General features: G+C 59.4%; 22 protein-coding genes. 19 read left to right on the top strand and 3 right to left on the bottom strand.

The window, feature by feature from the left end; translation table 11 throughout:
* The first annotated feature begins 10 nt into the window (after positions 1-10).
* Positions 11-820 (top strand): UDP-2,3-diacylglucosamine diphosphatase, encoded by an 810-nt coding sequence (locus M5B97_RS08825; RefSeq protein ID WP_248731278.1) that lies wholly within the window; start codon positions 11-13, stop codon positions 818-820.
* A 38-nt stretch (positions 821-858) separates the two neighbouring features.
* Here M5B97_RS08825 and M5B97_RS08820 read toward each other — a convergent pair whose 3' ends face one another.
* From M5B97_RS08820 to phhA, 3 genes are all read right to left on the bottom strand, one after another.
* Entirely contained in the window at positions 859-2052 is a 1194-nt protein-coding gene (locus M5B97_RS08820) for an amino acid aminotransferase (protein WP_248731277.1), read from the bottom strand.
* Positions 2052-2408, bottom strand: coding sequence for a 4a-hydroxytetrahydrobiopterin dehydratase (locus tag M5B97_RS08815; protein WP_003192995.1), 357 nt, complete (start codon positions 2406-2408; stop codon positions 2052-2054). The genes M5B97_RS08820 and M5B97_RS08815 overlap by 1 nt, the downstream gene beginning before the upstream one ends.
* 104 nt (positions 2409-2512) lie before the next feature.
* Complete coding sequence (phhA, locus tag M5B97_RS08810) at positions 2513-3304, bottom strand: phenylalanine 4-monooxygenase (RefSeq protein WP_248731276.1); 792 nt, start codon at positions 3302-3304, stop codon at positions 2513-2515.
* A gap of 257 nt (positions 3305-3561) precedes the next feature.
* On the opposite strand from phhA, the gene M5B97_RS08805 reads away from it, so the two are divergent.
* The 18 genes from M5B97_RS08805 to fliE all read left to right on the top strand — a co-directional run bounded on the left by M5B97_RS08805 (position 3562) and on the right by fliE (position 24412).
* Complete coding sequence (locus tag M5B97_RS08805) at positions 3562-5118, top strand: sigma-54-dependent transcriptional regulator (RefSeq protein ID WP_134656903.1); 1557 nt, start codon at positions 3562-3564, stop codon at positions 5116-5118.
* Between the two features lie 258 nt (positions 5119-5376).
* Positions 5377-6117, top strand: coding sequence for a flagellar basal body rod protein FlgF (locus M5B97_RS08800; RefSeq protein WP_123715566.1), 741 nt, complete (start codon positions 5377-5379; stop codon positions 6115-6117).
* A gap of 68 nt (positions 6118-6185) precedes the next feature.
* Positions 6186-6971: a flagellar basal-body rod protein FlgG gene (gene flgG, locus M5B97_RS08795; RefSeq protein WP_123715567.1), complete on the top strand. Its 786-nt coding sequence runs from the start codon at positions 6186-6188 to the stop codon at positions 6969-6971.
* A 53-nt stretch (positions 6972-7024) separates the two neighbouring features.
* Positions 7025-7720: a flagellar basal body L-ring protein FlgH gene (flgH, locus tag M5B97_RS08790; RefSeq protein WP_060756053.1), complete on the top strand. Its 696-nt coding sequence runs from the start codon at positions 7025-7027 to the stop codon at positions 7718-7720.
* Positions 7721-7726: 6 nt separating this feature from the next.
* Positions 7727-8836: a flagellar basal body P-ring protein FlgI gene (locus M5B97_RS08785; protein ID WP_134657869.1), complete on the top strand. Its 1110-nt coding sequence runs from the start codon at positions 7727-7729 to the stop codon at positions 8834-8836.
* Between the two features lie 4 nt (positions 8837-8840).
* Positions 8841-10103, top strand: a complete 1263-nt coding sequence (gene flgJ, locus M5B97_RS08780) for a flagellar assembly peptidoglycan hydrolase FlgJ (RefSeq protein WP_123715568.1) — start codon at positions 8841-8843, stop codon at positions 10101-10103.
* Between the two features lie 10 nt (positions 10104-10113).
* Positions 10114-12150 (top strand): flagellar hook-associated protein FlgK, encoded by a 2037-nt coding sequence (gene flgK / locus M5B97_RS08775; RefSeq protein WP_248731275.1) that lies wholly within the window; start codon positions 10114-10116, stop codon positions 12148-12150.
* A 14-nt stretch (positions 12151-12164) separates the two neighbouring features.
* Entirely contained in the window at positions 12165-13748 is a 1584-nt protein-coding gene (locus M5B97_RS08770; RefSeq protein ID WP_248731274.1) for a flagellar hook-associated protein 3, read from the top strand.
* 278 nt (positions 13749-14026) lie between these two features.
* Positions 14027-14956: a ketoacyl-ACP synthase III gene (locus tag M5B97_RS08765; protein WP_248731273.1), complete on the top strand. Its 930-nt coding sequence runs from the start codon at positions 14027-14029 to the stop codon at positions 14954-14956.
* A 265-nt stretch (positions 14957-15221) separates the two neighbouring features.
* A complete protein-coding gene (locus M5B97_RS08760) occupies positions 15222-16664 on the top strand; it encodes a flagellin (RefSeq protein WP_248731272.1) in 1443 nt (480 codons plus the stop codon).
* Positions 16665-16739: 75 nt separating this feature from the next.
* A complete protein-coding gene (locus M5B97_RS08755) occupies positions 16740-17099 on the top strand; it encodes a flagellar protein FlaG (protein ID WP_060756047.1) in 360 nt (119 codons plus the stop codon).
* A gap of 80 nt (positions 17100-17179) precedes the next feature.
* On the top strand, positions 17180-18586 hold the full coding sequence (gene fliD / locus M5B97_RS08750; protein ID WP_248731271.1) for a flagellar filament capping protein FliD: 1407 nt from the start codon (positions 17180-17182) through the stop codon (positions 18584-18586).
* 144 nt (positions 18587-18730) lie between these two features.
* Positions 18731-19120, top strand: a complete 390-nt coding sequence (fliS, locus tag M5B97_RS08745; RefSeq protein ID WP_106576450.1) for a flagellar export chaperone FliS — start codon at positions 18731-18733, stop codon at positions 19118-19120.
* A 24-nt stretch (positions 19121-19144) separates the two neighbouring features.
* On the top strand, positions 19145-19441 hold the full coding sequence (locus tag M5B97_RS08740) for a flagellar protein FliT (RefSeq protein WP_123715573.1): 297 nt from the start codon (positions 19145-19147) through the stop codon (positions 19439-19441).
* Positions 19442-19612: 171 nt separating this feature from the next.
* Positions 19613-21088: a sigma-54 dependent transcriptional regulator gene (locus M5B97_RS08735; protein WP_248731270.1), complete on the top strand. Its 1476-nt coding sequence runs from the start codon at positions 19613-19615 to the stop codon at positions 21086-21088.
* 267 nt (positions 21089-21355) lie between these two features.
* A complete protein-coding gene (locus M5B97_RS08730; protein ID WP_134657868.1) occupies positions 21356-22567 on the top strand; it encodes an ATP-binding protein in 1212 nt (403 codons plus the stop codon).
* A 7-nt stretch (positions 22568-22574) separates the two neighbouring features.
* Positions 22575-23951 (top strand): sigma-54 dependent transcriptional regulator, encoded by a 1377-nt coding sequence (locus M5B97_RS08725; protein ID WP_248731269.1) that lies wholly within the window; start codon positions 22575-22577, stop codon positions 23949-23951.
* Positions 23952-24082: 131 nt separating this feature from the next.
* Entirely contained in the window at positions 24083-24412 is a 330-nt protein-coding gene (fliE, locus tag M5B97_RS08720; protein ID WP_123715576.1) for a flagellar hook-basal body complex protein FliE, read from the top strand.
* Positions 24413-24425: the final 13 nt, after the last annotated feature.

Genomic DNA, 24425 nt, shown 5'->3' with positions numbered 1-24425 from the left:
AGGGATGCCCATGACCAGTGCCGAGTCCGCCAAGCCCAGCCGCAAACAACGGGTTCGTACCCTGTGGATTTCCGACGTGCACCTGGGCACCCGGGATTGCCAGGCGGAACACCTGTCGCAGTTCCTCAAGGGGTATCACGCCGACAAGGTGTATCTGGTCGGCGACATCATCGACGGCTGGAAAATGCGCGGTGGCATGTATTGGCCCCAGGCCCACACCAACGTGATCCGTCGCTTGCTGACCATGGCCAAGCGCGGCACCGAGGTGATTTATGTCACCGGCAACCACGACGAATTCCTGCGCCGCTATTCCAAGCTGATGCTGGGCAATATCCAGTTGGTGGATGAGGCGGTGCATGTCACCGCTGATGGCCGTCACCTACTGGTGATCCACGGTGATCAGTTTGACGTAATCACCCGTTACCACCGCTGGCTGGCGTTCCTCGGTGACTCGGCCTACGAATTTACCCTCACCCTGAACCGTTGGCTCAACCACTGGCGTGCCCGGTATGGCTATGGCTACTGGTCGTTGTCGGCGTACCTCAAGCACAAGGTGAAGACGGCGGTGAGCTTTATCAGCGATTTCGAAGAAGCGATTGCCCATGAAGTCACCCGGCGCGAGCTGCATGGCGTGGTGTGCGGGCATATTCACCATGCCGAGATTCGCAAGGTGGGCGAGGTGGATTACCTCAACTGCGGGGACTGGGTGGAGTCGTGCACGGCGTTGATCGAGCACTGGGACGGGAGTATCGAGTTGTATCGGCTGGCGGATGCGCAGGCGAAAGAGGCACTGCTGAAAGCGGAAATGGTCGCGGGCTGAAAGGTAGTGCCCGCTCCCATCGTTTTGATTCGGTATCGTCAGTTGGAGACTTCGGCGATGGCTTCGGCCAGGAGCGCCAGGCGTGTTGCATCAATCCCGGCAACGCTGGCTCGCCCCGAACTCACCATGTAAACGCTGTGTTTCTCGCGCAATTGCTTTACCTGCTCGGCATTCAAGCCCGTGTAGGAAAACATGCCGCGCTGGGCACCAATATGCGCAAACCGTTCGGCCAGGCCATGGGGCGCCAACGCCTCCACCAGGCCTGCGCGCAATTGCGCGATCCGCGAGCGCATGGCTTCGACCTCGCCGCTCCACACCTTCTTGAGTTCGGCGTCACCCAGGATGGTCGCGACCACTGCCGCACCATGATCCGGTGGCGTCGACCACAGATTGCGCGCGATATTCGCCAGTTGGCTGCGCACGTCCGTGAGCTTCTCGGCATCCGCCGCGCACACGATCAACGCGCCGACGCGGTCGCGATACAGGCCGAAGTTCTTCGAACAGGAACTGGTGATCAGCACCTCGGGCAGCTCGGCGGCAAACAGTCGTACTGCCCAGGCGTCCTGTTCCAGGCCGTCGCCAAAGCCCTGGTAGGCGAAGTCGATCAACGGCAGCAACTGGCGCTCGCGCACGATTTGCAGCACCTGGCGCCAATCATCCTGGGACAGGTCGAAACCGGTCGGGTTGTGGCAGCAGGCGTGCAGCAGCACCACATCGCCCATCGGCACGGTAGACAGGGTGGCGAGCATTGCCTGCACATCCAGGCGATTGTCCGTTCCCACATAGGGGTAATGGCTGACCTTGAGCCCGGCCTTGGCGAAGAGGGTTTCGTGGATCGGCCAGGTCGGGTTGCTCAGCCACACGCCGCGGCCGGGCAGGGCTTGGGCGATAAAGTCGGCGCTCAGGCGCAGGGCGCCGGTGCCGCCTGGGGTCTGCGTGGCCCCGGCACGGCGTTCGCGGATCAGCGTCGAATCGGCGCCAAGTACCAGTTCACTGATCAACCTGCCGAACGCGGCATCACCGTGACCGCCGATGTAGGTCTTGGTGGTCTGTGTATCCACCAGGCGTTGCTCGGCCAGTTTTACCGAGTGCGGAATCGGCGTCAGGCCCTGGTCATCCTTATAGACGCCCACGCCCAGATCGAACTTGTTCGGGTGGGTGTCCTGGGCGTACAGGTCCATCAGTCCCAGGATCGGGTCGCCGGGCACGCGGCCAATCGCATCGAAGTGCATTACTTGCGGCCCTCGGCGGTCTTGGCCACTTCGTCAGTGCGTGCGGCCATGATGAAGTCGTTGCGGTGCAGGCCCTTGATGGAGTGGCTCCACCAGGTCACGGTGACTTTGCCCCATTCGGTGAGCAGGCCTGGGTGATGGCCTTCAGCTTCGGAGATTTCACCCATGGCATTGGTGAAGGCCAGGGCGAATTTGAAGTTTTTGAACAGGAAAACCTTTTCCAGCTGCATCACACCGTCGCGTACTTCGATGTTCCAGTCGGGGATCTGCTTGATCAGTACCGGCAGCTCTTCATCGCTGACTTGCGGGGCGTCGGCGCGGCAGGCTTCGCAGTGGGCTTGGTTCAAGGTGGTCATGTAAGTGTCCTGAATTCGAGTTTGAAAAAAACGGTCGTCAGTGGCGTCACCCTAAAGCAACGCGTGGCCAGGGAACAGACTCACCTGGCCTAAAAAGGCACGGTTCAAGCAGCCTTTGGTTTGGGAGGAAATTTCGGCGCGTGCAAGCCAAGCTGCATCCCTCGTTCAACCATGCCCATGATGTCTTCCTGCGCTACTTCGAACAGGCGCTTGAGTTCGGGGAGCACGAAATACAGCGGTTGCAGGATGTCGATACGGTACGGTGTGCGCATGGCTTCAAGCGGGTCGAAGGCTTGATGCTCGGGCTCGTCCGACAGGCAGTACACCGTCTCCTTGGGCGAAGACAGAATGCCGCCACCGTAGATGCGCCGACCTTGGGGCGTGTCCACCAGGCCGAACTCAATGGTCATCCAATACAAGCGCGCCAGGTACACCCGTTGCTCTTTGGTGGCCGCCAGGCCGAGCTTGCCGTAGGTGTGGGTGAATTCGGCGAACCAAGGGTTGGTCAGCAGCGGGCAGTGGCCGAAGATCTCGTGGAAAATATCCGGCTCTTGCAGGTAGTCCAGTTCTTCGCGGGTACGAATAAAGGTCGCGACCGGAAACTGCTTGCTGGCGAGCAGTTCGAAGAAGGTCTGGAAGGGAATCAAGGCCGGCACGCGTGCAACTTGCCAGCCGGTGGTTTCGGCCAGCACGGTATTGATCTCACCCAGTTGCGGGATCCTATCCAGCGGCAGGCCGAGCTTGTCGATGCCGTCCAGGTATTCCTGGCAGGCGCGGCCCTCGATCACTTTCAACTGGCGTGTGATCAGGGTATTCCACACCGCGTGTTCTTCCGGCGGGTAGTGGATAAAACCTTGCGCATCGGGCTCGCGGGCCACGTATTGCGTCTGCTTCATACGGCTCTCCTGCTAGGCATTCGTTCTTGTTATGTCCTGCGATGAGCTTATTGATAACCCGATGCGCGCCGAATTCCATCTACCTCCAGCGGTAATGCGTAGGAAAATGTACTGGTTTTCGTAAAGTATTCGTTACGCCTGTAAGGCCAATCTGTACGCTGGGCTGTGAAATGCGCGCAAGCTGTCACATAATCTTGACGACTATCTGCGCCGAGCGACAAAAAGACGCGGCGCCTTCCCACTTTTCGGGCCTTTTCATGCGTATCAAAGTGCACTGCCAAAACCGTATCGGCATTCTGCGGGACATTCTCAACCTGCTGGTGGAGTACGGCGTCAACGTCGCTAAAGGCGAGGTCGGCGGTGAGCAGGGCAACGCGATTTATCTGTTTTGCCCGAACCTGGTGAACATGCAGTTCCAGGCGCTGCGTCCCCAATTCGAAGCGATTGCCGGGGTGTTTGGCGTCAAGCGGGTTGGGCTGATGCCCAGCGAGCGGCGGCACATGGAGCTCAATGCGCTGCTCGGTGCCCTCGAGTTTCCGGTGTTGTCGATCGACATGGGCGGCTCCATCGTCGCCGCCAACCGCGCCGCTGCGCAGTTGCTCGGGGTGCGGGTGGACGAGGTACCGGGCATACCGTTGTCGCGTTACGCCGAAGACTTCGATTTGCCGGAGTTGGTGCGCGCCAGCAAGTCGCGGATCAACGGCCTGCGGGTCAAGGTCAAGGGCGACGTGTTTCTGGCGGACATCGCGCCGCTGCAATCGTCCGAGCATGATGACAGCGAGGCCATGGCCGGCGCGGTGTTGACCTTGCACCGCGCCGACCGTGTCGGTGAGCGTATCTACAACGTGCGCAAGCAGGAACTGCGCGGCTTCGACAGTATTTTCCAAAGCTCCAAGGTCATGGCGGCTGTAGTGCGTGAAGCCCGGCGCATGGCACCGTTGGATGCGCCTCTATTAATAGAAGGGGAAACCGGCACCGGTAAAGAGTTGCTCGCCCGTGCTTGTCACCTGGCCAGCCCGCGTGGGCAGTCGCCGCTGATGGCGCTCAACTGCGCAGGCCTGCCGGAGTCGATGGCCGAGACCGAACTGTTCGGCTACGGCCCTGGCGCGTTTGAAGGCGCACGGGCCGAAGGTAAGCTGGGGCTGTTGGAACTGACCGCGGGCGGCACGCTGTTTCTCGACGGGGTGGGGGAAATGAGTGCGCGCTTGCAGGTGAAACTGCTGCGGTTTCTGCAGGACGGTTGCTTCCGCCGCGTAGGCAGTGATGAAGAGGTGTACCTGGATGTACGCGTGATCTGCGCCACCCAACTGGACTTGTCCGAGCTGTGTGCCCGTGGCGAATTCCGCCAGGACCTTTACCACCGTCTCAACGTGCTGTCCCTGCACATTCCACCGCTGCGCGAATGCCTCGACGGCTTGGCGCCGTTGGTTGATCACTTCCTCGATCAGGCTAGCCGGCAGATCGGTTGCCCCCTGCCGAAGCTGGCCCCCGCCGCGATGGATCGTCTGAGTCACTACCATTGGCCGGGCAATGTGCGTCAGTTGGAAAACGTGCTGTTCCAGGCGGTGTCGTTGTGCGAGGGCGGCACGGTCAAGGCCGAACACATTCGCTTGCCGGACTACGGCGTGCGTCAGCCGCTTGGCGATTTTTCCCTGGAGGGCGGCCTGGAAGAGATTGTCGGGCGGTTCGAGAAAGCGGTGTTGGAAAGCCTGTATGCCGAGCACCCCAGCAGTCGGCAATTGGGCAAGCGGTTGGGCGTGTCCCACACCACCATCGCCAATAAATTGCGCGATTACGCAATCCTCAAGTCCTGATGCCACCGTGTGCAGGCGCGAGCAAGCTCGCTCCTACAGAAGATCTTAGCCGGCGGCATCAGGCAAGCTGGGGTTTGCCGCCGGCGGCAGTAGTCCGCCGTTTTTTCGACTATTTCCTGACCTCGAATTTTCAAGTCCCCCCGGAAAACCCCCGCCCCGCCTGGACTTTCTCTTCTTTTTAAAAGTTGGTTCGCAAATTGCTTAAGCCTCCTCAGTACAGCGGTGGGCGGCAAGCGTCCGTCAGAAAGAGGAAAGAGCGTGGACAAGTACCTTTATGTGGCAATGACCGGCGCCAGCCAGAATGCACTGGCGCAGAAGGCCCATGCCAACAACCTGGCGAACATTTCCACCAACGGTTTCCAGCGTGACCTGGAGCAGGCGCGTTCGATGCCGGTGTTCGGTGACAGCTTTCCTGCGCGGGCGTTCGCGTTGACTGAGCGACCTGCCACCGACTTTTCCCCGGGCGCCATGATCGAAACCGGCCGCGACCTGGATGTGGCCGTCAGCGGCGACGGCTGGATGGCCGTGCAAACTCCGGACGGCGGCGAAGCCTACGTGCGCAGCGCCAGCATGAATGTGGATGCGCTGGGCGTGCTGCGTGCCGGCAACGGTATGCCGATCATGGGCAACGGTGGCCCGATTGCCGTGCCGCCCCAGCAGAAAATCGAAGTAGGCGCTGATGGCACCATCAGCATCCGTGCCATGGGCGAAGGCCCGCGAGTGATGGCCGAAGTGGACCGTATCAAGCTGGTTCATCCCGACCTCAAGAACATGACCAAAACCCTCGACGGCACCATCCACACCAAAGACGGCAAGCCGGCCCAGGCCGACGCGAACGTCAGGCTGACCTCGGGCTTTTTGCAGGCGAGCAACGTCAATGCGGTGGAAGAAATGACCTCGGTTCTGGCGCTTTCCAAACAGTTCGAGCTGCACATCAAGATGATGAACAGCGCCAAGGAAGACGATCAGGCCATGACTCGCGTTCTGTCGATGAGCTGAAGCCGGCGACGACCGACGACTAATTTTGCAACGCGGCGCCAACAAACAGGCGCACGAAGGAGAACAACATGCTTCCGGCTCTATGGGTTGCCAAAACAGGTCTGTCCGCCCAGGACACCAACCTGACCACCATTTCCAACAACCTGGCCAACGTGTCGACCACAGGCTTCAAACGTGATCGCGCCGAGTTCCAGGACTTGCTCTACCAGATCAAACGCCAGCCGGGTGCTCAATCGACCCAGGACAGCGAACTGCCGTCGGGCCTGCAACTGGGTACCGGTGTGCAGATCGTGGGCACCCAGAAGAACTTCAACGCCGGTAACCTGCAACAAACCGGTCAGCCGCTGGATATGGCCATCAACGGCCGTGGGTTCTTCCAGATCCTGCAGCCCGACGGCACCACGTCCTACACCCGTGATGGGACATTCCACCTCGATTCTAACGGCCAGATCGTCACCGCCAACGGTTTCGCGCTGGAGCCGGCCGTGGTGGTTCCCGCCAATGCCAAGACCTTCACCGTGGGCAACGACGGCACCGTGTCCATCACCGTGGCCGGCAACCCGGCGTCGCAGGTGATCGGCAACCTGCAAACCGCAGACTTCATCAACCCGGCCGGCTTGCAGGCCATAGGTGGCAACCTGTTCCTGGAAACCGCTTCCAGCGGCGCGCCGCAAATCGGCACTCCGGGCCTGAACGGCTTTGGCACCACCCTGCAAAGCACACTGGAAACCTCCAACGTCAGCACCGTTGAGGAGATGGTCAACATGATCACCACCCAGCGCGCCTACGAGATGAACTCCAAGGTGATTTCCACTGCCGACAAGATGCTTTCGTTCGTTACGCAGAATCTGTAATCAAGTCTATGGGGCGCTCTTGAGGGCGCCTGCAGCACCGTGAGGTAAGGGTCATGAATCGCTACGTTTCTGTTCTGGCATTGAGTGGGATCGCCGTGCTCGCGGGCTGTGTCGCCCCGACGCCAAAACCCAATGACCCGTACTATGCGCCGGTGCTGCCACGTACACCGTTGCCGGCGGCGGCCAACAATGGCTCGATCTACCAGGCCGGTTTTGAACAGAACCTGTACAGCGACCGCAAAGCGTTCCGCGTGGGTGACATCATCACCATCACCCTGAACGAGAAGACCCAGGCCAGCAAGAACGCCAACTCGCAGGTGGGCAAGACCAGCAAGACCAGCATCGGCCTGACCTCGTTGTTCGGTGGTGTGCCTAATACCAACAACCCATTGGGCAGCGGTGACCTGAGCTTGAATGCCGGTTATTCCGGTGACCGTGCCACCAACGGCAAGAGTGCGGCGGGGCAGGGCAACAGCTTGACCGGCTCGATCACTGTGACCGTGGCCGATGTGTTGCCCAACGGCATCATTGCCATACGGGGTGAGAAATGGATGACCCTCAACACCGGTGACGAGCTGGTGCGCATTGCGGGTATGGTGCGAGCCGATGATATTTCCACCGACAACACCGTGTCATCGACGCGGATTGCCGATGCGCGCATTACCTACTCGGGTACGGGTTCGTTTGCTGATGCGAGTCAGCCGGGCTGGTTCGACCGTTTCTTCCTTAGCCCGCTGTTCCCTTTCTAGGTGATCATTTTGAAACTCAAACAGCTGATGGCGGCGGCACTGTTGCTGTCCCTGAGTGCAGTCGCCCAGGCCGAGCGTCTGAAGGACATCGCCAGTATTTCCGGCGTGCGCTCCAACCAGTTGATCGGTTACGGCCTGGTGGTCGGGCTCAATGGCACGGGTGACCAGACCACCCAGACGCCGTTCACCCTGCAGACGTTCAATAACATGCTCTCGCAGTTCGGTATCAAGGTGCCGGCTGGCTCGGGGAATGTGCAATTGAAGAACGTTGCGGCGGTGTCCATCAGTGCCGATTTGCCGGCGTTTTCCAAGCCGGGGCAGGTGGTGGACATTACCGTATCGTCCATCGGCAACTCCAAAAGCCTGCGCGGCGGCACATTGCTTATGACGCCACTCAAGGGTATCGACGGCAACGTCTACGCCATTGCCCAGGGCAACCTGGTGGTGGGCGGTTTTGATGCCGAAGGTCGCGACGGTTCCAAGATCACGGTCAACGTGCCGTCGGCCGGCCGCATTCCGGGTGGTGCCACGGTCGAGCGCACGGTGCCGAGCGGTTTCAACCAGGGCAACAGCCTGACGTTGAACCTCAACCGTTCCGACTTCACCACCGCCAAGCGTGTGGTAGACAAGGTCAACGACATGCTCGGCCCGGGCGTGGCCCAGGCCATCGATGGCGGTTCGATCCGTGTGACGGCGCCGTTGGACCCGAGCCAGCGCGTCGACTACTTGTCGATCCTGGAAAACCTTGAGGTCGACCCAGGCCAGGCGGTCGCCAAAGTCATCATCAACTCGCGCACCGGCACCATCGTGATCGGTCAGAACGTCAAGGTGTCGCCGGCGGCCGTGACCCATGGCAGCTTGACCGTGACCATCACCGAAGACCCGATCGTCAGCCAGCCTGGGGCGTTGTCCAATGGCCAGACGGCGGTGGTACCCCGTTCGCGGGTCAATGCTCAGCAAGAAGCCAAGCCGATGTTCAAGTTCGGCCCCGGCACCACCCTGGACGAGATTGTCCGCGCGGTGAACCAGGTGGGCGCAGCGCCCGGCGACTTGATGGCGATCCTCGAAGCTCTGAAACAGGCCGGCGCCTTGCAAGCCGACCTGATCGTGATCTGAGGCCATGGCCATGGATATGCGCAAGAGCGGGATCAGCAGCACAGCGGATTCGGGGGCGTACTCCGACCTGAATCGGCTTAACCAGCTCAAGGTCGGCGACAAGAACAGCGACGGCAATATGCGCAAAGTGGCGCAGGAGTTCGAGTCGCTGTTCTTGAGCGAGATGCTCAAGTCCATGCGCTCGGCCACCGACGCCCTGGGCGAGGACAACCCGCTGAACACGCCGGCTGCCAAGCAGTATCAGGAAATGTACGACCAGCAGTTGGCTGTCTCGATGTCGCGCGAAGGCGGCGGTATCGGCCTGGCCGACGTGCTCATGCGCCAGATGCAGAAGAACAAACCGGTGGACGCCCAGGCGGCCACCTTGCAAGGCCCGGCAGCGGATGCTCCGGTCAAGAAAGTCGATGTGCCGACTGAAATTGCGGCAGGTACTCAAGCGGATGGCCCGCTGGGCCGCTCCAACGGCCAGCGTCCGTTGTGGGCTTATCGTGTGGCGGTGCCGGAAGGCAACAATGCCCACGCCAATGATATGGAACTGATGAACCAGCGCCGTATTGCTGTGCCGAGCAAGCTGACCGATCGCCTGCTGGCGGGCATTGTGCCGACCACGGATGCCGCAGTCGTCGCCAAAACCGCGCCGTTGCGCAACAGCGCCGCCGAGGACAATGTGATCAACACTGCCGCCCACAGCTTTGCCGTGCCGAGCGGGCGTATGCAGGTGTATGGTCGCGCCATTGCCCAGCCGCCACTGGCACCGGCGAAGAAAGCCTTCAGTTCGCAGGATGAATTTGTCGCCACCATGCTGCCGATGGCCAAGGCGGCCGCTGCGCGTATTGGTATCGATCCGAAGTACCTGGTGGCCCAGGCCGCGCTGGAAACCGGTTGGGGTAAATCGGTGATGCGTGCCGAAGACGGCAGCAGCAGCCATAACCTGTTTGGTATCAAGGCCGGCCAGAGTTGGCAGGGCGGTCAGGCGCGTGCGATCACCAGCGAGTTTCGTGATGGGGCGATGGTCAAGGAAACGGCGCAATTCCGTTCCTATAACTCCTATCAGGACAGCTTCCATGACCTCGTGACATTGCTGCAAAGCAATGATCGCTATAAAGAAGTTGTGAAATCAGCCGACAACCCGGAACGCTTTGTTCGCGAGTTGCAAAAAGCCGGATATGCCACCGATCCGGACTACGCCAGCAAGATTTCGCAGATCGCGAAAACGATGAACAGTTATCAGAATTACGCCGCCGCGGGCGCGACCACTCATTTATAAGGTCTGAATCATGAGTTTGCTCAGTATCGGGATGTCAGGGCTCAATGCCGCTCAAGGGTCGTTGTCGGTCTTGAGTAATAACATTGCCAACGTCAATACCCCGGGATACTCGCGTCAGCAGACCACTCAGAACGCCAGCGCCAACAATCAGTACGGTGGAGTGTTCATTGGCAGCGGCACGACCCTGGCCGATGTGCGGCGCATCTATAACGATTTCCTGGGTGCGGCCTATCAGAGCAGTACCGCGCTCAACAGCGACGCCGCCGCCTACGCGGGCCAGGCTGCGGCCATCGACAAGACCCTGTCGGACAAGACCACCGGCATGTCGGCTGCGCTCAGTGCTTTTTTTGCCTCCCTGCAGACCGCTGCCGCCACGCCCAGCGATGTGTCCGCCCGGCAACTTCTGGTGACCAGTGCCCAGACCCTGAGCAACCGTTTCAACTCGATTTCCACGCAGTTGACCCAGCAGAAAGAAACCATCAACGGCCAGTTGGGCACTTTCAGTGATCAGGTTAACAAGCTGACGTCGTCGATTGCCTCCCTGAACAGTCAAATTACCAGCGCTCAAGGTTCGTCGACCAGTGCGCCGAACAACTTGCTGGATGCACGTAACGAGGCCGTTCGCTCGCTCAATGAGCTGATCGGTGTCACTGCCACCGAGAAAAACGGCCAGTTCAGTATCACCACCGGTACGGGGCAATCGCTGGTAGAGGGCAATATTGCCAATACCATTTCGGCTGTGCCCAGCAAGACCGACAACAGCCAGTACACCATCCAGCTCAATATGGGTGACACGCCGATGGATATCGGCAATGTGGTCAGTGGTGGCTCTATTGGCGGCCTGTTGCGTTATCGCAGTGATGCGCTGATGCCGGCCATTAACGATTTGGGGCGTATCGCCATTGCCACCGCTGACAGCGTCAACAGCCAGTTGGGGCAGGGCCTGGACCTGAACGGTGATTTCGGTTCTTCGTTATTCAGCGATATCAACAGCGCTGCAGCTATTTCCCAGCGCAGCCAGGCGGCTTCGGGTAACAGCGTGGGCTCGGGCAACCTGAATGTAACGATTGCCGACAGCAGCAAGCTGTCGACCTTCGACTACAAGGTCACTTTCACCAGCGGCAACCAGTACAACGTGGTGCGTTCCGATGGCAAGGCCATGGGGGCCTTCGATACCACCACCACGCCGCCGCCGATGATTGATGGTTTTACTCTGGCGCTGGATGGTCAGGGGCCTATGGCTGCGGGGGACAGCTTCAAGGTCAGCCCTACCGCCACCGGTGCCAGCAACATCGGTATCAGCCTCAAGGACCCGAACAAGCTCGCGTTTGCCGGGCCATTGGCAGGCAACGCCAGCAAGACCAACACCGGTACTGGCGTGTTCACCCAGCCGACATTGACCGTGCCGATCGATATCAATGGCGGGGCGGCGACTGCGCAATTGCGCACCGGGATCGAAAACTCAATGCCGGTGAAGATGGTGTTCGGCAAGCCTGCCGCGGATGGCACGCAGCCTTACACCGTCAACGATGCCCAAGGCAATCCTATCGGCACGGGCAGCATCATCCCGGGCCAGGGCAACAAGATCACCGTCAACGTACCGATGCGTGACGCCAGTGGTGCGTTGATTCCCGGCAAGAGCTTTGGCTTCGACACCACCGTGTCCGGCGCGCCTGCCAACGGCGACAGCACGACTTTCTCCTTCAACAGCGGTGCCACCTCTGATGGCCGCAACGCCCAGCAGTTGTTGGGTTTGCAGACCAAGGCGACGGTCGGCGCAGTGGATGGCAACGCAGGCGTGAGCTTGGTCAGTGCCAACAGCCGGTTGGTTTCCCAAGTGGGCTCCAAGGCAGCCCAGGCCAATACCGACAGCGCCGCCACCGGCGCCTTGCTGGCGGCGAACAAGGCAGCCAGCAACTCGGTGTCCCAGGTCAACCTGGATGAAGAAGCGGGCGACATGATCAAGTTCCAGCAGTACTACACCGCGTCGTCGCAGATCATCAAGGCCGCGCAGGAAACCTTCAGCACATTGATTAACGCCCTTTAAAGGAGGCTGGGACTATGCGTATTTCTACACAGCAGTATTTCGATACCAGCTCTACCAAGTACCAGGATAATTATTCAGGTGTGGTGAAGGCCCAGGACCAGGCGACTACCGGTGTGCGCGTGCAGACCGCTTCGGACGATCCCGTTGCGGCGGCCCAGCTCCTTTTGCTGCAACAGCAGAAAGACATGCTGGGGCAGTACGGCGGCAACATCACCAGCCTGCAAAACTCGCTGACCAACGAAGAAAGCGTCTTGCAGAGCATCAATACGGCGTTGGGCACAGCCAGCGGCCTGGCGCTGCAGGCCGGGAACCAGCGGCTCAGTGATGATGACCGCAAGGCCCTCGCCAGCCAGGTAGGTGCGCTTGAGGATCATGTGCTGAGCTTGCTCAACAGCAAGGACTCCAGTGGCAACTATATGTTCTCCGGGGCCAAGACTGACACGCCGCCCTACAGCCGCAATAACGATGGAACCTACTCCTACCAGGGTGACGAGACACCGCTGAGCCTGCAGGTGTCGAATAACCTGTCGATTGCCGCGGGTGATACCGGTAAGGCGGTGCTCGAAAGCTCGTCTAATACTGGCCGCACCCAGGCCACGTTGCTGCCGCCGGCGGTCAATGACGGCACGGTGGCGATTTCAGCGGGGCTGGTGACCTCCAGCACCAACTACACCAATAATTTTGCCGACGGCCAGCCGTATAAGCTGACCTTCGCCAGCAGCACCCAGTACAGCGTAACCGACAAGGACGGCAACGACGTGACGTCCGAGATCACCGGTAACGGCACGTTTGACGCCAGCAAGGAAGGCGGTTCAAGCGTCAACCTGCGCGGGGTCAAGTTCGACATTTCCCTGAACCTGGGCTCGAATGTAGCGCCAGGTGCCGCGTCGGACGCGCTGGTGGTCGGCAAGGCGTTCACGCTGGAAAGCAAGCCGGATACCTTCAGTGTTTCGCGCACCGCCAGCAATGCATCTACGGCACAACTGAGCGGTGGCAGCGTCACGGACCAGGCCGCTTATGCCAGCACCTTTCCCAACGCGGGTGCGGTCATTAAATTCACCAGCGGCACCGATTATCAAGTGTTCGCCCAGCCCTATGGTGCCAACAGCAAGGCTATTGCCAGTGGCACCATCGCTGCCGGCGCGACTTCGATCACCACCGCCGGGGTGACGTTTGGGATTAGTGGTACGCCGGGTGCCGGCGACCAGTTTTCGGTCGGTGCCACCAGTAACAAGAATATGAATGCGCTGGATACCTTGAGTCAGCTGCGCAAGGCTCTGGAAACGCCGGTGGATGGCAATCAGGTTGCCATGAACAAGCTCAAGGACGTGGTGAACACCAGCATCGGGAATATCGCCAATGCCACGGCACAGATCGACCAGGTGCGCGGCTCCATCGGGGCACGCCAGAATGCCTTGGATATCCAGAGCGATGAGAACACCAGCCTGAGCCTGGCGAATACTTCTACTATGTCGTCGTTGGCGAACATTGATATGGGGCAGGCTGCGATCAACCTGACGTTGCAGCAGACCATGCTGCAAGCCTCGCAGTTGGCTTTCGTGAAAATCTCTCAGCTGAGCCTGTTCAGCCGCATGTAATCAGTGTTGGAAAAAACGGCCCACCCTGGCAAACAGGGTGGGCCGTTGTCGTTTCTGGTACCTGGAATGTTGCCGGGTTTTGCATAAAGCGCACAAAATTGAGTGACCTGTGAGTCATGAAGCGCATCTTCACTGTATCGTGTGAAAAGGATAAGTCGTCAAAGGGTCCTTGCAGGGCGGCTTTCAGCGAGATTTTTACGGGGTTTTCCCCTTTATTGTCAGCACTCCAGGCGCAGTCCGAGGGGTGTTCTCCAGCTATTTAGTATTGGGAAGCCACAATGATTGGCATAAAAAGCATCGCCAGTTACGTGCCGGCAGACGGGGTGGATAACTACGCCCAGGGCGCCAAATTCGCCAAGGATGAAGATTTCATCATTGGCAAGATCGGGTCGGCGTTCCTGCCGCGCAAGGACGCTACGCAGGAAACCTCCGACCTGTGCGTCGAGGCGGTCAACGCTTTGTTTGCCAACAACCCGCAGTTGAAGCGTGAATCCATCGACGCGCTGATCGTCGTGACCCAGAACGGCGACGAAGAGGGCTTGCCCCACACCGCCGCTATCGTCCAGGACAAGCTGGGCCTGCCGACCCACGTGGCTGCGTTTGATATCTCGCTGGGCTGCTCCGGCTACGTCTACGGCATCTATGCGATGAAAGGCTTCATGGAAGCCACCGGCCTGAAAAACGGCCTGCTGATCACCGCCGACCCGTATTCGAAGATCGTGGATCCGGAAGACCGCAACACCACCATGCTGTTCGGCGATGCCGCCACCGCCACCTGGATGGGTGAAGAGGCGCCGTGGTTGCTGGGCAAATCCAAGTTCGGCACCGACGGTTCCGGCGCACCGCACTTGAAGGTCAGCGATGGCGTGTTCTTCATGAACGGTAGGCAGGTGTTCAACTTCGCTTTGCTCAAGGTGCCGGCGCATTTGCACGAGCTGCTTGACGAGTCGAACCTGGCGGCTGATGAAATCGACGCGTTCTGCATTCACCAGGGCAGTGCGGCGATTGTCGACGCCGTGGCCCGGCGTTTCGAAGACGCGCCGGTTGAGAAGTTCATCAAGGACATGGTCGAAACCGGCAACACCGTGTCGTCGAGCATTCCGTTGCTGCTGGAAAAGCACATGATGGACGGCAGCTGGAAGCGTGTCGCCATCAGCGGCTTTGGTGTGGGTCTGTCATGGGGTTCGGCGATTCTCTATCGCTCGTGATGCCCTGATAGCACCGCACACAAAAACGCCCAGGCTTGAAAAAGCCTGGGCGTTTTTTATTTGGCGCCAAAAACCTATCGATTACGCGCGTTTGGCCTGGCGTAAATGCTTGAATTGCAAGGGGTGGCATCGTGCTAGTAAAAAAAATCAAAAAAGTCCTCAAGCAACCTGACTTCACGACGATAACTATTACGAAGGTTCTCTAGGCACACCCGGCGGTTGCCAGGGCCGGAAGCCGCAGTACACCACCCACGAGGATTTCGTCATGGCATTAACAGTAAACACCAACCTTGCGTCGCTGAACGTTCAGAAGAACCTGAACAACGCCTCCAACGCTCTGCAAACTTCCATGCAGCGCCTGTCCTCCGGCCTGCGTATCAACAGTGCCAAAGACGACGCGGCCGGCCTGCAGATCTCCAACCGTCTGACCAGCCAGATCAACGGCCTGGGCGTTGCGATCAAGAACGCCAACGACGGTAGCTCGATTGCCCAGACCGCTGAAGGCGCGATGCAGCAGTCCACCAACATTCTGCAAAGCATGCGTACCCTGGCTCTGCAATCCGCTAACGGTTCTCCAAGCGCTGAAGACCGTAAGTCGAACCAGGCTCAGTACGCTGCACTGACTGCTGAATTGACCCGTATTGCAACCACCACCACTTTCGGTGGCAAGAACTTGCTGGACGGTTCTTTCGGTACCACTTCGTTCCAGGTCGGCGCCAACGCCAACCAGACTATCGACATGACCATCGGTAACGTAGCGGCCAACAACATTGGTTCGCAGCAGCTGAAAACCCAGGCCCTGACGCCGTCTGCAACCGGTATCGCCGGTGGCGCTATCACCGTTACCGGTGGTGGTCAGACTGCTAACGTTACCCTGGCAGCTGGCGCTTCCGCCAAGCAGATCGCTGCTCAAATGAACGGCGCTGTCGGCGGCCTGAGCGCTACTGCCAGCACTGAAGCCCAGTTCACTGTGAACGCGGCCACCATCGCTGCTGCTACTCCTCCGAACGCCAACTTCACCCTGCAAGTCGGCAGCGGTACCGCAGTGCAGTTCACTGGTGTGACCAGCACTTCCGACCTGGCTGACCAACTGAAGTCCAACGCTGCCAAGCTGGGCATCAGCGTTAACTACGATTCGTCGACCAACGCCCTGTCGGTTAAATCCGATACCGGTGAGAACCTGACCTTCAACGCCGGTGACGGTGGTGCTGCAGGTATCTCGGTTGCTACCAAAGGCGGCAACGGCGCATTCGGTACTGCTACTGCCTTGGCCGCTACCGCGATCATCGCAACTGGCCAGGTTTCGCTGAACTCGTCCACCAGCTACTCGCTGAACGGCGCTGGTGTGACAGGCGTGTTCGCCGCAGCAGGTACTGCTGCCAACTCCGCGAAAACTACCGTCAACAACACTGACGTGACCACCTCCGCCAACGCGCAGAACGCGATTGACGTGATCACCCAGGCGATCTCTGACATCGACTCCCAGCGTGCCGGTCTCGGTGCTGTACAAAACCGTTTCGACAACACCGTGGCCAACCTGACCAGCATCGCCGACAACTCCAGCGCCGCTCGCGGCCAGATCCAGGACGTTGACTACGCTGCTGAAACCGCTCAGTTGACCAAGCAACAAACCCTGCAACAGGCTTCCACTGCGATCCTGTCCCAGGCCAACCAACTGCCAAGCGCTGTACTGAAGCTGCTTCAGTAATAGCCAATGGTAGATGACTGACGGAAGGGCGCGTTTACGTGCCCTTTTGTCTTTTGCGTGATGAGGTGACTGGACATGGACATGAGCGTCAAGTTGAACCTGTCTTATCCTGCGGCGCCGCCGCAGAGCGCGCCTGCCCCTGTGAGCAACGACTCGCAGACAACCAAGGTTAAGCCTGCGGTTGCCGCGGTCGAAACCCAGCAGGACTCGAAACCGTCCGACCTTAAACAGGCGGTGGCGGATATTCGCAAATTTGTTCAGGATGCCCAGCGCAACCTGGAATTCTCAATCGACGACTCTACCCATCAAGTGGTGGTCAAAGTCATTGCGACCGACAGCGGTGAAGTGATCCGTCAGATCCCTTCGGAAGCCGCATTGAAGCTCGCACAAAGCCTTCACGACGCCAGTAGCGTGCTGTTTGACGCGAAAGTCTGAGCTGGCATGAATTTTGTTGCTGTCGCTTCTTAAGGCGTCATCCGTCAAGAAAGCGCCAGCCCCGGATCAGGAGAACAGTCATGGGTGATATATCGGTTAGCGGCCCGGTTACGAATATCGATACTCAATCTATCGTGACGGCATTGGTGAACGCGGAACAGGCACCCAAGCAGTCGCAGATCAACAAGCAGACGCAGACGTCGACTGCCCAGCTTTCCTCAATCGGCAAAATTCAAGCGGCGCTCGACGCTTTTCGTGGTGCCATGGATAACATGGCCAAAGACGCCAGTATCGGTGGCCTGACGGCGACCGTGTCGGATGCCAACGTTTCCAGTGTGACCCTGGGGGCGGGCGCCTCAGCCGGCAGCTACAAGTTGGTGGTCAATCAATTGGCGACTGCCTCGAAGATCGCTACTCAGACTTATGCGAAAGGCGCGAACACAGTCGTCAATGCGGGTACAACGGCGAAGTCCCTGACGATCTCTCAATCAGGCCAGAGCTACTCCGTCAGCGTACCACCGGGTTCGACGCTGCAGCAGGTGCGTGACTCGATCAACGCGCAGTTGAGCAGTTCCGGCCTCAGTGCCAACATTCTGACCGACTCCACCGGTTCCCGCATGGTGCTGACTTCGACCAATACCGGCGCCGGCACTGACATTACCGTGGGCGGCAACTCTGGTCTGGAGGCGGGGACCTCGGTCGTAGATAGCCCACCGCAGAATGCCAAGTACACCATCGATGGCACTGCGCAGGAGTCCAAGAGCAATACCCTGTCCGACGCGATCAGTGGTGTCAGCATCAAGTTGACAGCCGTGTCACCGCTGCCGACGGGCGCGACTGCTGGAGATCCGAATGCCCAGCGGGTGGCTTCGACCATTACCGTCGCAAGAAGCAACGATACCCTCAAGAGTTCGGTCAAAGGCTTTGTCGACACCTACAACGCGTTGATGACTGCGATCAATACTGAGACCGCCGTCACCACGAATGCCGATGGTTCCACGACGCCTTCTGCCTTGACGGGCGATGCCACCATGCGCACCCTGCAATCGGCCATCCGTACTCAACTGAATGCAATGGGCGGGACAGGGGCATTGAAATCCCTGGCTCAGTTCGGCGTGAACACTGATCAGAAAACCGGCAAGCTGAGCATTGATGACAAGATTTTCAGTGCGGCAGTATTGACCAACCCTACGGACATCGGCGGTATTTTCAACGGCGACACGGGTCTGCTGGCGCGCATGAAGTCCGCGACTGACAGCTATGCGCTGAGCGGCACTGGGGTTCTGGCTACACGTTCGTCGACCTTGTCGAGCAACATCAAGGATCTGCAGACGCAGCAGGACGCGTTGACGACGCGAATGGCTGCATTGAAAAAGACCCTGACTGACAAATACACCACGATGAACAACCTGGTCGCCCAGCTCACCAGCCAGCGCTCCAGCGTCATGACCACACTTAACGCACTGAATAATCCGAAGACCAGTTGATCCTCACTGAGGTCGCCCGGCAAGGTGATTACCTTGTTCGGGCGTGCCCTTCGCCAGACTGTCGGCTTAAAGTTTTTTGCGACGCCGTCGACATAATAATCAGAGCCCATTCTTTTTAGCTGTTGCCTGTCACGAGGTAGAAACATGAATCCCATGAGAGCCCTTCGCCAATACCAGAAGGTCAATTCCCATGCCCAAATCTCCGAAGCCAGCCCGCATCGCTTGGTGCAGATGCTGATGGAAGGCGCGTTGGATCGCATGGCTCAGGCCAAAGGCGCCATGGCTCGTGGTGATATCGCGCAAAAAGGCCTGCTGCTGGGCAAGGCGATCGACATTCTGATCGGTTTGCGTGACGGCCTGAACCCGGAGAAAACCGACGATCCGGCCGCGTTGCAGCAACTTGATAATCTGTACGCCTATATGACTACGCGCCTGCTGGAAGCCAATAGCAAGAGCGATGTCGCCATGATCGATGAAGTAGCCGGCCTGATGATTACGCTCAAGGAAGGCTGGGACGGTATTGCAACACTGTAGGCCTCTGGGCCTGAGGATGATGTCATGAGCCACGCCCTGCAACGGATTGACGAGACCCGCGAAGCTTTGGTCGATGCACTGGCCGAGCGTAACTGGGATGCCATTGGTGAGCTGGATATGGGTTGCCGTGCGGTCATCGATGAGGCGCTCCACAATGCGCCGGTGGACGAGGATGCCTTGCGGGAAAAACTGGAGAGCCTGCTGGCGGTTTATCAGCAGTTGCTTGAGGTGACGACTGGGGAGCGCCAGGCGATTTTCGAAGAGATGTCGCAGATCAATCGAGCGGAAAGTGCGTCAAAGGTTTACCATCTGTTCGGCTGATCAGGGGCTCAGTTGGTCCGAACGGCGCGTCATATATTTGACTGTGCCAGCATTTTTGACTTAACTAGTGCTGTTTTCAGATTTCAGACGTCTAGTATGTAATAAATCTTACAGACGTCTTGATTGCTCTCATTCCGGGGCAGGAAGTTTTACTAGGGAAGTTGCTATTGCATGTGGCGTGAAACCAAAATTCTGCTGATTGATGACGATAGCGTCCGCCGCCGCGATTTAGCGGTGATTTTGAATTTTCTTGGCGAAGAAAATTTGCCCTGCGGCAGCCATGATTGGCAGCAGGCTGTCAGCTCGTTGACGTCGAGCCGTGAAGTCATTTGTGTGCTGATCGGGACGGTAAACGCTCCTGGCGCTGTTTTGGGCTTGTTAAAGACACTGTCAACCTGGGATGAGTTCCTTCCGGTGTTGCTGATGGGCGATATTTCTTCTGTGGACCTGCCGGAAGACCAGCGCCGTCGTGTGCTTTCCAATCTCGAAATGCCGCCCAGCTACAGCAAATTGCTCGATTCCCTGCACCGTGCCCAGGTCTATCGCGAGATGTACGACCAGGCCCGTGAGCGCGGCCGTCACCGCGAACCCAACCTGTTCCGCAGCCTTGTCGGCACCAGCCGTGCGATCCAGCACGTGCGCCAGATGATGCAGCAAGTGGCCGACACCGATGCCAGCGTGCTGATCCTGGGTGAGTCCGGCACCGGCAAGGAAGTAGTCGCACGCAACCTGCACTATCACTCCAAGCGCCGCGACGGGCCATTCGTGCCGGTCAACTGCGGGGCGATCCCGGCAGAGCTGCTCGAAAGCGAATTGTTCGGTCACGAGAAGGGCGCGTTCACCGGGGCGATCACCAGCCGCGCCGGGCGTTTCGAATTGGCCAACGGCGGCACCCTGTTCCTCGACGAAATTGGCGACATGCCACTGCCGATGCAGGTCAAGCTGCTGCGCGTATTGCAGGAGCGCACCTTCGAGCGCGTGGGCAGCAACAAGACCCAGAGCGTCGACGTGCGCATCATCGCGGCCACCCACAAGAACCTCGAAAGCATGATCGAGGTGGGCAGCTTCCGCGAAGACCTGTACTACCGCCTCAATGTCTTCCCGATCGAGATGGCCCCGCTGCGTGAACGCGTGGAGGACATCCCGTTGCTGATGAACGAGCTGATCTCGCGCATGGAGCATGAAAAGCGTGGCTCGATACGCTTCAACTCCGCAGCAATCATGTCCCTGTGCCGCCATGGCTGGCCGGGTAACGTGCGAGAGCTGGCCAACCTGGTGGAACGCATGGCGATCATGCACCCCTACGGCGTGATCGGCGTGGTCGAGTTGCCGAAAAAATTCCGCTACGTCGACGATGAAGACGAACAGATGGTGGACAGCCTGCGCAGTGACATGGAAGAGCGCGTGGCCATTAATGGCCATACTCCGGACTTCGGTGCCACTGCCATGCTGCCGCCGGAAGGGTTGGACCTGAAAGACTACCTCGGCAACCTGGAACAAGGCCTGATTCAACAGGCCCTGGACGATGCCAGCGGCATCGTCGCCCGCGCCGCCGAGCGCCTGCGTATCCGTCGTACCACCCTGGTAGAGAAGATGCGCAAGTACGGCATGAGTCGCAAAGAAGGTGATGAACAGGCGGATGATTGACGCCTGTTTTTCAAACCGCTGATTTGGGGTGTCCGACTTCACCAATACTGTCCCGTTATGACGGCGCCTATTGCCGTCATACTGCGTTGCCGCTCCTCCCCATAGCGAGCTATGAGTCGTCGCGGCGCCTTGTCTGACAGCAACAGTCACTCGTCAAAACGGAACTGTATTGGTGAAGTCGGGCACCCGGTTTTTTTTCGGCACGGGTATTGCTACAGCACTCGCAACGTTCCGTTTAACTGACGGTCAGCCAAGCGAGAGAGCATGATGCCCCACGCCGCCCAACTATCTCCGTCCCCAGATCTTATAGGGGGCGTCCCGTCTGTAGAGCAGCAGAGCCGGCAAGGTCTGGAGCAGGCGTTTTCGCTGTTCAGCCAGATGTCCAGCCAACTGACCGACTCCTACAGCCTGCTGGAGGCCAGGGTTTCCGAGCTTAAAGGCGAGCTGGCCGTGGTCAGTGCCCAGCGCATGGAAGAATTGGCCGAGAAAGAGCGCCTGGCCAACCGTCTGCAAAACCTCCTCGACTTGTTGCCCGGTGGCGTGATCGTCATCGACGACCAGGGGCGTGTGCGCGAAGCCAACCCGGCCGCCTGCGAGATGCTCGGCCTGCCGCTGGAAGGCGAGTTATGGCGAGAAGTGATCACCCGCTGCTTTGCCCCGCGTGAAGACGACGGCCACGAAATTTCCTTGAAAGACGGGCGCCGCCTGTCCATTGCCACTCGCTCCCTTGACGCCGAGCCCGGCCAGTTGGTGCTGCTCAACGACCTGACGGAAACCCGTCACCTGCAAGACCAGCTGGCGCGTCATGAACGCTTGTCGTCGCTGGGCAGGATGGTCGCCTCTCTGGCGCATCAGATCCGCACGCCCTTGTCGGCGGCATTGATCTACGCCAGTCATTTGACTGATGAACAATTGCCTGCCGCCACTCACCAGCGCTTTGCCGGGCGCCTCAAGGAGCGTCTGCACGAGTTGGAGCACCAGGTGCGCGACATGCTGGTGTTTGCCCGTGGCGAATTGCCGATGACCGACCGCGTCACGCCGGCGGAACTGATGCAATCCTTGCAGTCGTCGGCCGCCACCCATATCCAGGACGTCAATGTGCGCTGGCAGTGCGACAGTCACCTCGGCGAATTGCTGTGCAATCGGGACACCCTGGTAGGCGCCTTGCTCAACTTGATTGAAAACGCCATCCAGGCCAGCGGCCCGAATGCGCGGCTCAAGGTGCACTTATACCGTCGCGACCAGAACCTGCGCTTGTGCATCAGCGACAGTGGCAGCGGTATCGATCCTGTGGTGCTGCAGCGTATGGGCGAGCCCTTTTTTACCACCAAGACCAACGGTACCGGCCTCGGCCTGACCGTGGTCAAGGCAGTGGCACGTGCCCATCAGGGAGAATTGCAGCTGCGTTCCCGGTTGGGGCGTGGCACCTGTGCATTGATGACCTTGCCGCTGTTTTCCAGCGCGGCAAGCGCGGAGTAAAAGGACTATGGCTATCAAGGTTTTATTGGTGGAAGACGATCGCGCCCTGCGTGAAGCATTGGCTGATACGCTGCTGTTGGCGAGCCATGACTACCGGGCGGTCGGTTCTGCCGAGGAAGCCTTGGAGGCGGTCGAGCAAGAGGCATTCAGCCTGGTGGTCAGCGACGTCAACATGCCGGGCATGGATGGTCACCAGTTGCTCAGCCTGCTGCGCGCACGCCAGCCGCAACTGCCGGTGTTGCTGATGACCGCCCACGGAGCGGTGGAGCGGGCGGTGGACGCCATGCGTCAGGGCGCGGCCGATTACCTGGTCAAGCCCTTCGAGCCCAAAGCCTTGATGGAGTTGGTTGCCCGGCACGCCCTGGGGGTGATGCCTGCCGCCGAAGGCGAAGGCCCGATAGCCTTTGAACCGGCCAGTGCGCAATTGCTCGAACTGGCCGCACGCGTGGCGCGCAGCGATTCCACCGTGTTGATTTCCGGCGAGTCCGGCACCGGTAAAGAGGTGCTGGCGCGTTATATCCACCAACAATCCAGCCGTGCCAAGCAACCCTTTATTGCGATCAACTGCGCGGCCATCCCGGACAACATGCTCGAAGCCACCTTGTTCGGGCATGAAAAGGGCTCGTTCACCGGTGCCATCGCGGCCCAGGCCGGCAAGTTCGAACAGGCCGACGGCGGCACCATCTTGCTCGACGAGATTTCCGAAATGCCCCTTGGCTTGCAAGCCAAGCTGCTGCGGGTCTTGCAGGAGCGTGAAGTGGAACGGGTCGGTGCACGCAAACCGATCCAGCTGGATATCCGCGTGGTCGCCACGACCAACCGCGACCTGGCGGGCGAAGTAGCGGCGGGGCGCTTCCGGGAAGACCTGTTCTATCGACTCTCGGTCTTCCCGCTGGCCTGGCGCCCGTTACGTGAGCGCCCGGCCGATATCGTCCCACTGGCCGAGCGCCTGCTGAACAACCACGTCAAAAAAATGAAGCACGCCCAAGCGAGGCTGTCGGCTGAAGCTCAGGCTTGCCTGATCGCCTATCCGTGGCCCGGTAACGTGCGGGAGTTGGACAATGCGATCCAGCGTGCGCTGATTTTGCAGCAGGGCGGGGTGATCCAGCCGCAGGACTTCTGCCTGGCCATGGGCAGTGCAGCTGCGCCATTCCCAACCCTGGCGCCCGCGCCAGTGACTGCTGAAGCTGAATCGGCTGGCGCCCTCGGGGATGACCTGCGGCGCCGCGAATTCCAGATGATCATCGACACCCTGCGTGCCGAGCGTGGCCGTCGCAAAGAGGCGGCTGAGCGCCTGGGCATCAGCCCGCGCACCTTGCGCTACAAGCTGGCGCAGATGCGTGACGCCGGGATGGATGTGGAAGCGTATCTCTTCGCTACCTGACAAACGTGTAGGTCGACATGGTTTGTCGCCTTTTCTTACGAGTCGCCACGGATCTGGCACCCTTGTTGCTACCACCTGTAGTAACCGCTGCGTAGTGTCAAAAAATTGCGGGTCGTCAGAGAGAGAAGGTCATGAGCCAGGGTATTGAGTTCAATCGGTTGATGTTGGATATGCGCTCCATGCAAATGGATGCCATGGCTCAACCGAAATCCGTCGCGCCAGCGCCGGGATTGGGCCAAAGCAGTTTCGCCGACATGCTCGGTCAGGCCATCAACAAGGTCAGTGATACCCAGCAAGCATCGAACCAGTTGGCCACCGCCTTCGAGATCGGTAAAAGCGGCGTGGACCTCACCGACGTGATGATCGCCTCGCAAAAAGCCAGTGTGTCCTTCCAGGCCTTGACCCAAGTACGTAACAAGCTGGTTCAGGCTTATCAAGACATCATGCAGATGCCGGTTTAAGGACGAGATTTAA

The sequence above is a fragment of the Pseudomonas sp. MWU13-2517 genome (assembly GCF_023242545.1).
Classification (GTDB): Bacteria; Pseudomonadota; Gammaproteobacteria; order Pseudomonadales; family Pseudomonadaceae; genus Aquipseudomonas.
Note: the sequence above shows the minus strand (reverse complement) of the source record. Positions and strands in the feature narration are given on the sequence as shown.

What these genes read in the sequence shown, in the direction of transcription:
- M5B97_RS08825 (WP_248731278.1), top strand. Translation starts at nt 11, where the DNA reads ATGACCAGTGCCGAGTCCGCCAAGCCCAGCCGCAAACAACGGGTTCGT.
- M5B97_RS08820 (WP_248731277.1), bottom strand. Translation starts at nt 2,052, where the DNA reads ATGCACTTCGATGCGATTGGCCGCGTGCCCGGCGACCCGATCCTGGGA.
- M5B97_RS08815 (WP_003192995.1), bottom strand. Translation starts at nt 2,408, where the DNA reads ATGACCACCTTGAACCAAGCCCACTGCGAAGCCTGCCGCGCCGACGCC.
- phhA (WP_248731276.1), bottom strand. Translation starts at nt 3,304, where the DNA reads ATGAAGCAGACGCAATACGTGGCCCGCGAGCCCGATGCGCAAGGTTTT.
- M5B97_RS08805 (WP_134656903.1), top strand. Translation starts at nt 3,562, where the DNA reads ATGCGTATCAAAGTGCACTGCCAAAACCGTATCGGCATTCTGCGGGAC.
- flgG (WP_123715567.1), top strand. Translation starts at nt 6,186, where the DNA reads ATGCTTCCGGCTCTATGGGTTGCCAAAACAGGTCTGTCCGCCCAGGAC.
- flgH (WP_060756053.1), top strand. Translation starts at nt 7,025, where the DNA reads ATGAATCGCTACGTTTCTGTTCTGGCATTGAGTGGGATCGCCGTGCTC.
- flgJ (WP_123715568.1), top strand. Translation starts at nt 8,841, where the DNA reads ATGGCCATGGATATGCGCAAGAGCGGGATCAGCAGCACAGCGGATTCG.
- flgK (WP_248731275.1), top strand. Translation starts at nt 10,114, where the DNA reads ATGAGTTTGCTCAGTATCGGGATGTCAGGGCTCAATGCCGCTCAAGGG.
- M5B97_RS08770 (WP_248731274.1), top strand. Translation starts at nt 12,165, where the DNA reads ATGCGTATTTCTACACAGCAGTATTTCGATACCAGCTCTACCAAGTAC.
- M5B97_RS08765 (WP_248731273.1), top strand. Translation starts at nt 14,027, where the DNA reads ATGATTGGCATAAAAAGCATCGCCAGTTACGTGCCGGCAGACGGGGTG.
- M5B97_RS08760 (WP_248731272.1), top strand. Translation starts at nt 15,222, where the DNA reads ATGGCATTAACAGTAAACACCAACCTTGCGTCGCTGAACGTTCAGAAG.
- M5B97_RS08755 (WP_060756047.1), top strand. Translation starts at nt 16,740, where the DNA reads ATGGACATGAGCGTCAAGTTGAACCTGTCTTATCCTGCGGCGCCGCCG.
- fliD (WP_248731271.1), top strand. Translation starts at nt 17,180, where the DNA reads ATGGGTGATATATCGGTTAGCGGCCCGGTTACGAATATCGATACTCAA.
- fliS (WP_106576450.1), top strand. Translation starts at nt 18,731, where the DNA reads ATGAATCCCATGAGAGCCCTTCGCCAATACCAGAAGGTCAATTCCCAT.
- M5B97_RS08740 (WP_123715573.1), top strand. Translation starts at nt 19,145, where the DNA reads ATGAGCCACGCCCTGCAACGGATTGACGAGACCCGCGAAGCTTTGGTC.
- M5B97_RS08735 (WP_248731270.1), top strand. Translation starts at nt 19,613, where the DNA reads ATGTGGCGTGAAACCAAAATTCTGCTGATTGATGACGATAGCGTCCGC.
- M5B97_RS08730 (WP_134657868.1), top strand. Translation starts at nt 21,356, where the DNA reads ATGCCCCACGCCGCCCAACTATCTCCGTCCCCAGATCTTATAGGGGGC.
- M5B97_RS08725 (WP_248731269.1), top strand. Translation starts at nt 22,575, where the DNA reads ATGGCTATCAAGGTTTTATTGGTGGAAGACGATCGCGCCCTGCGTGAA.
- fliE (WP_123715576.1), top strand. Translation starts at nt 24,083, where the DNA reads ATGAGCCAGGGTATTGAGTTCAATCGGTTGATGTTGGATATGCGCTCC.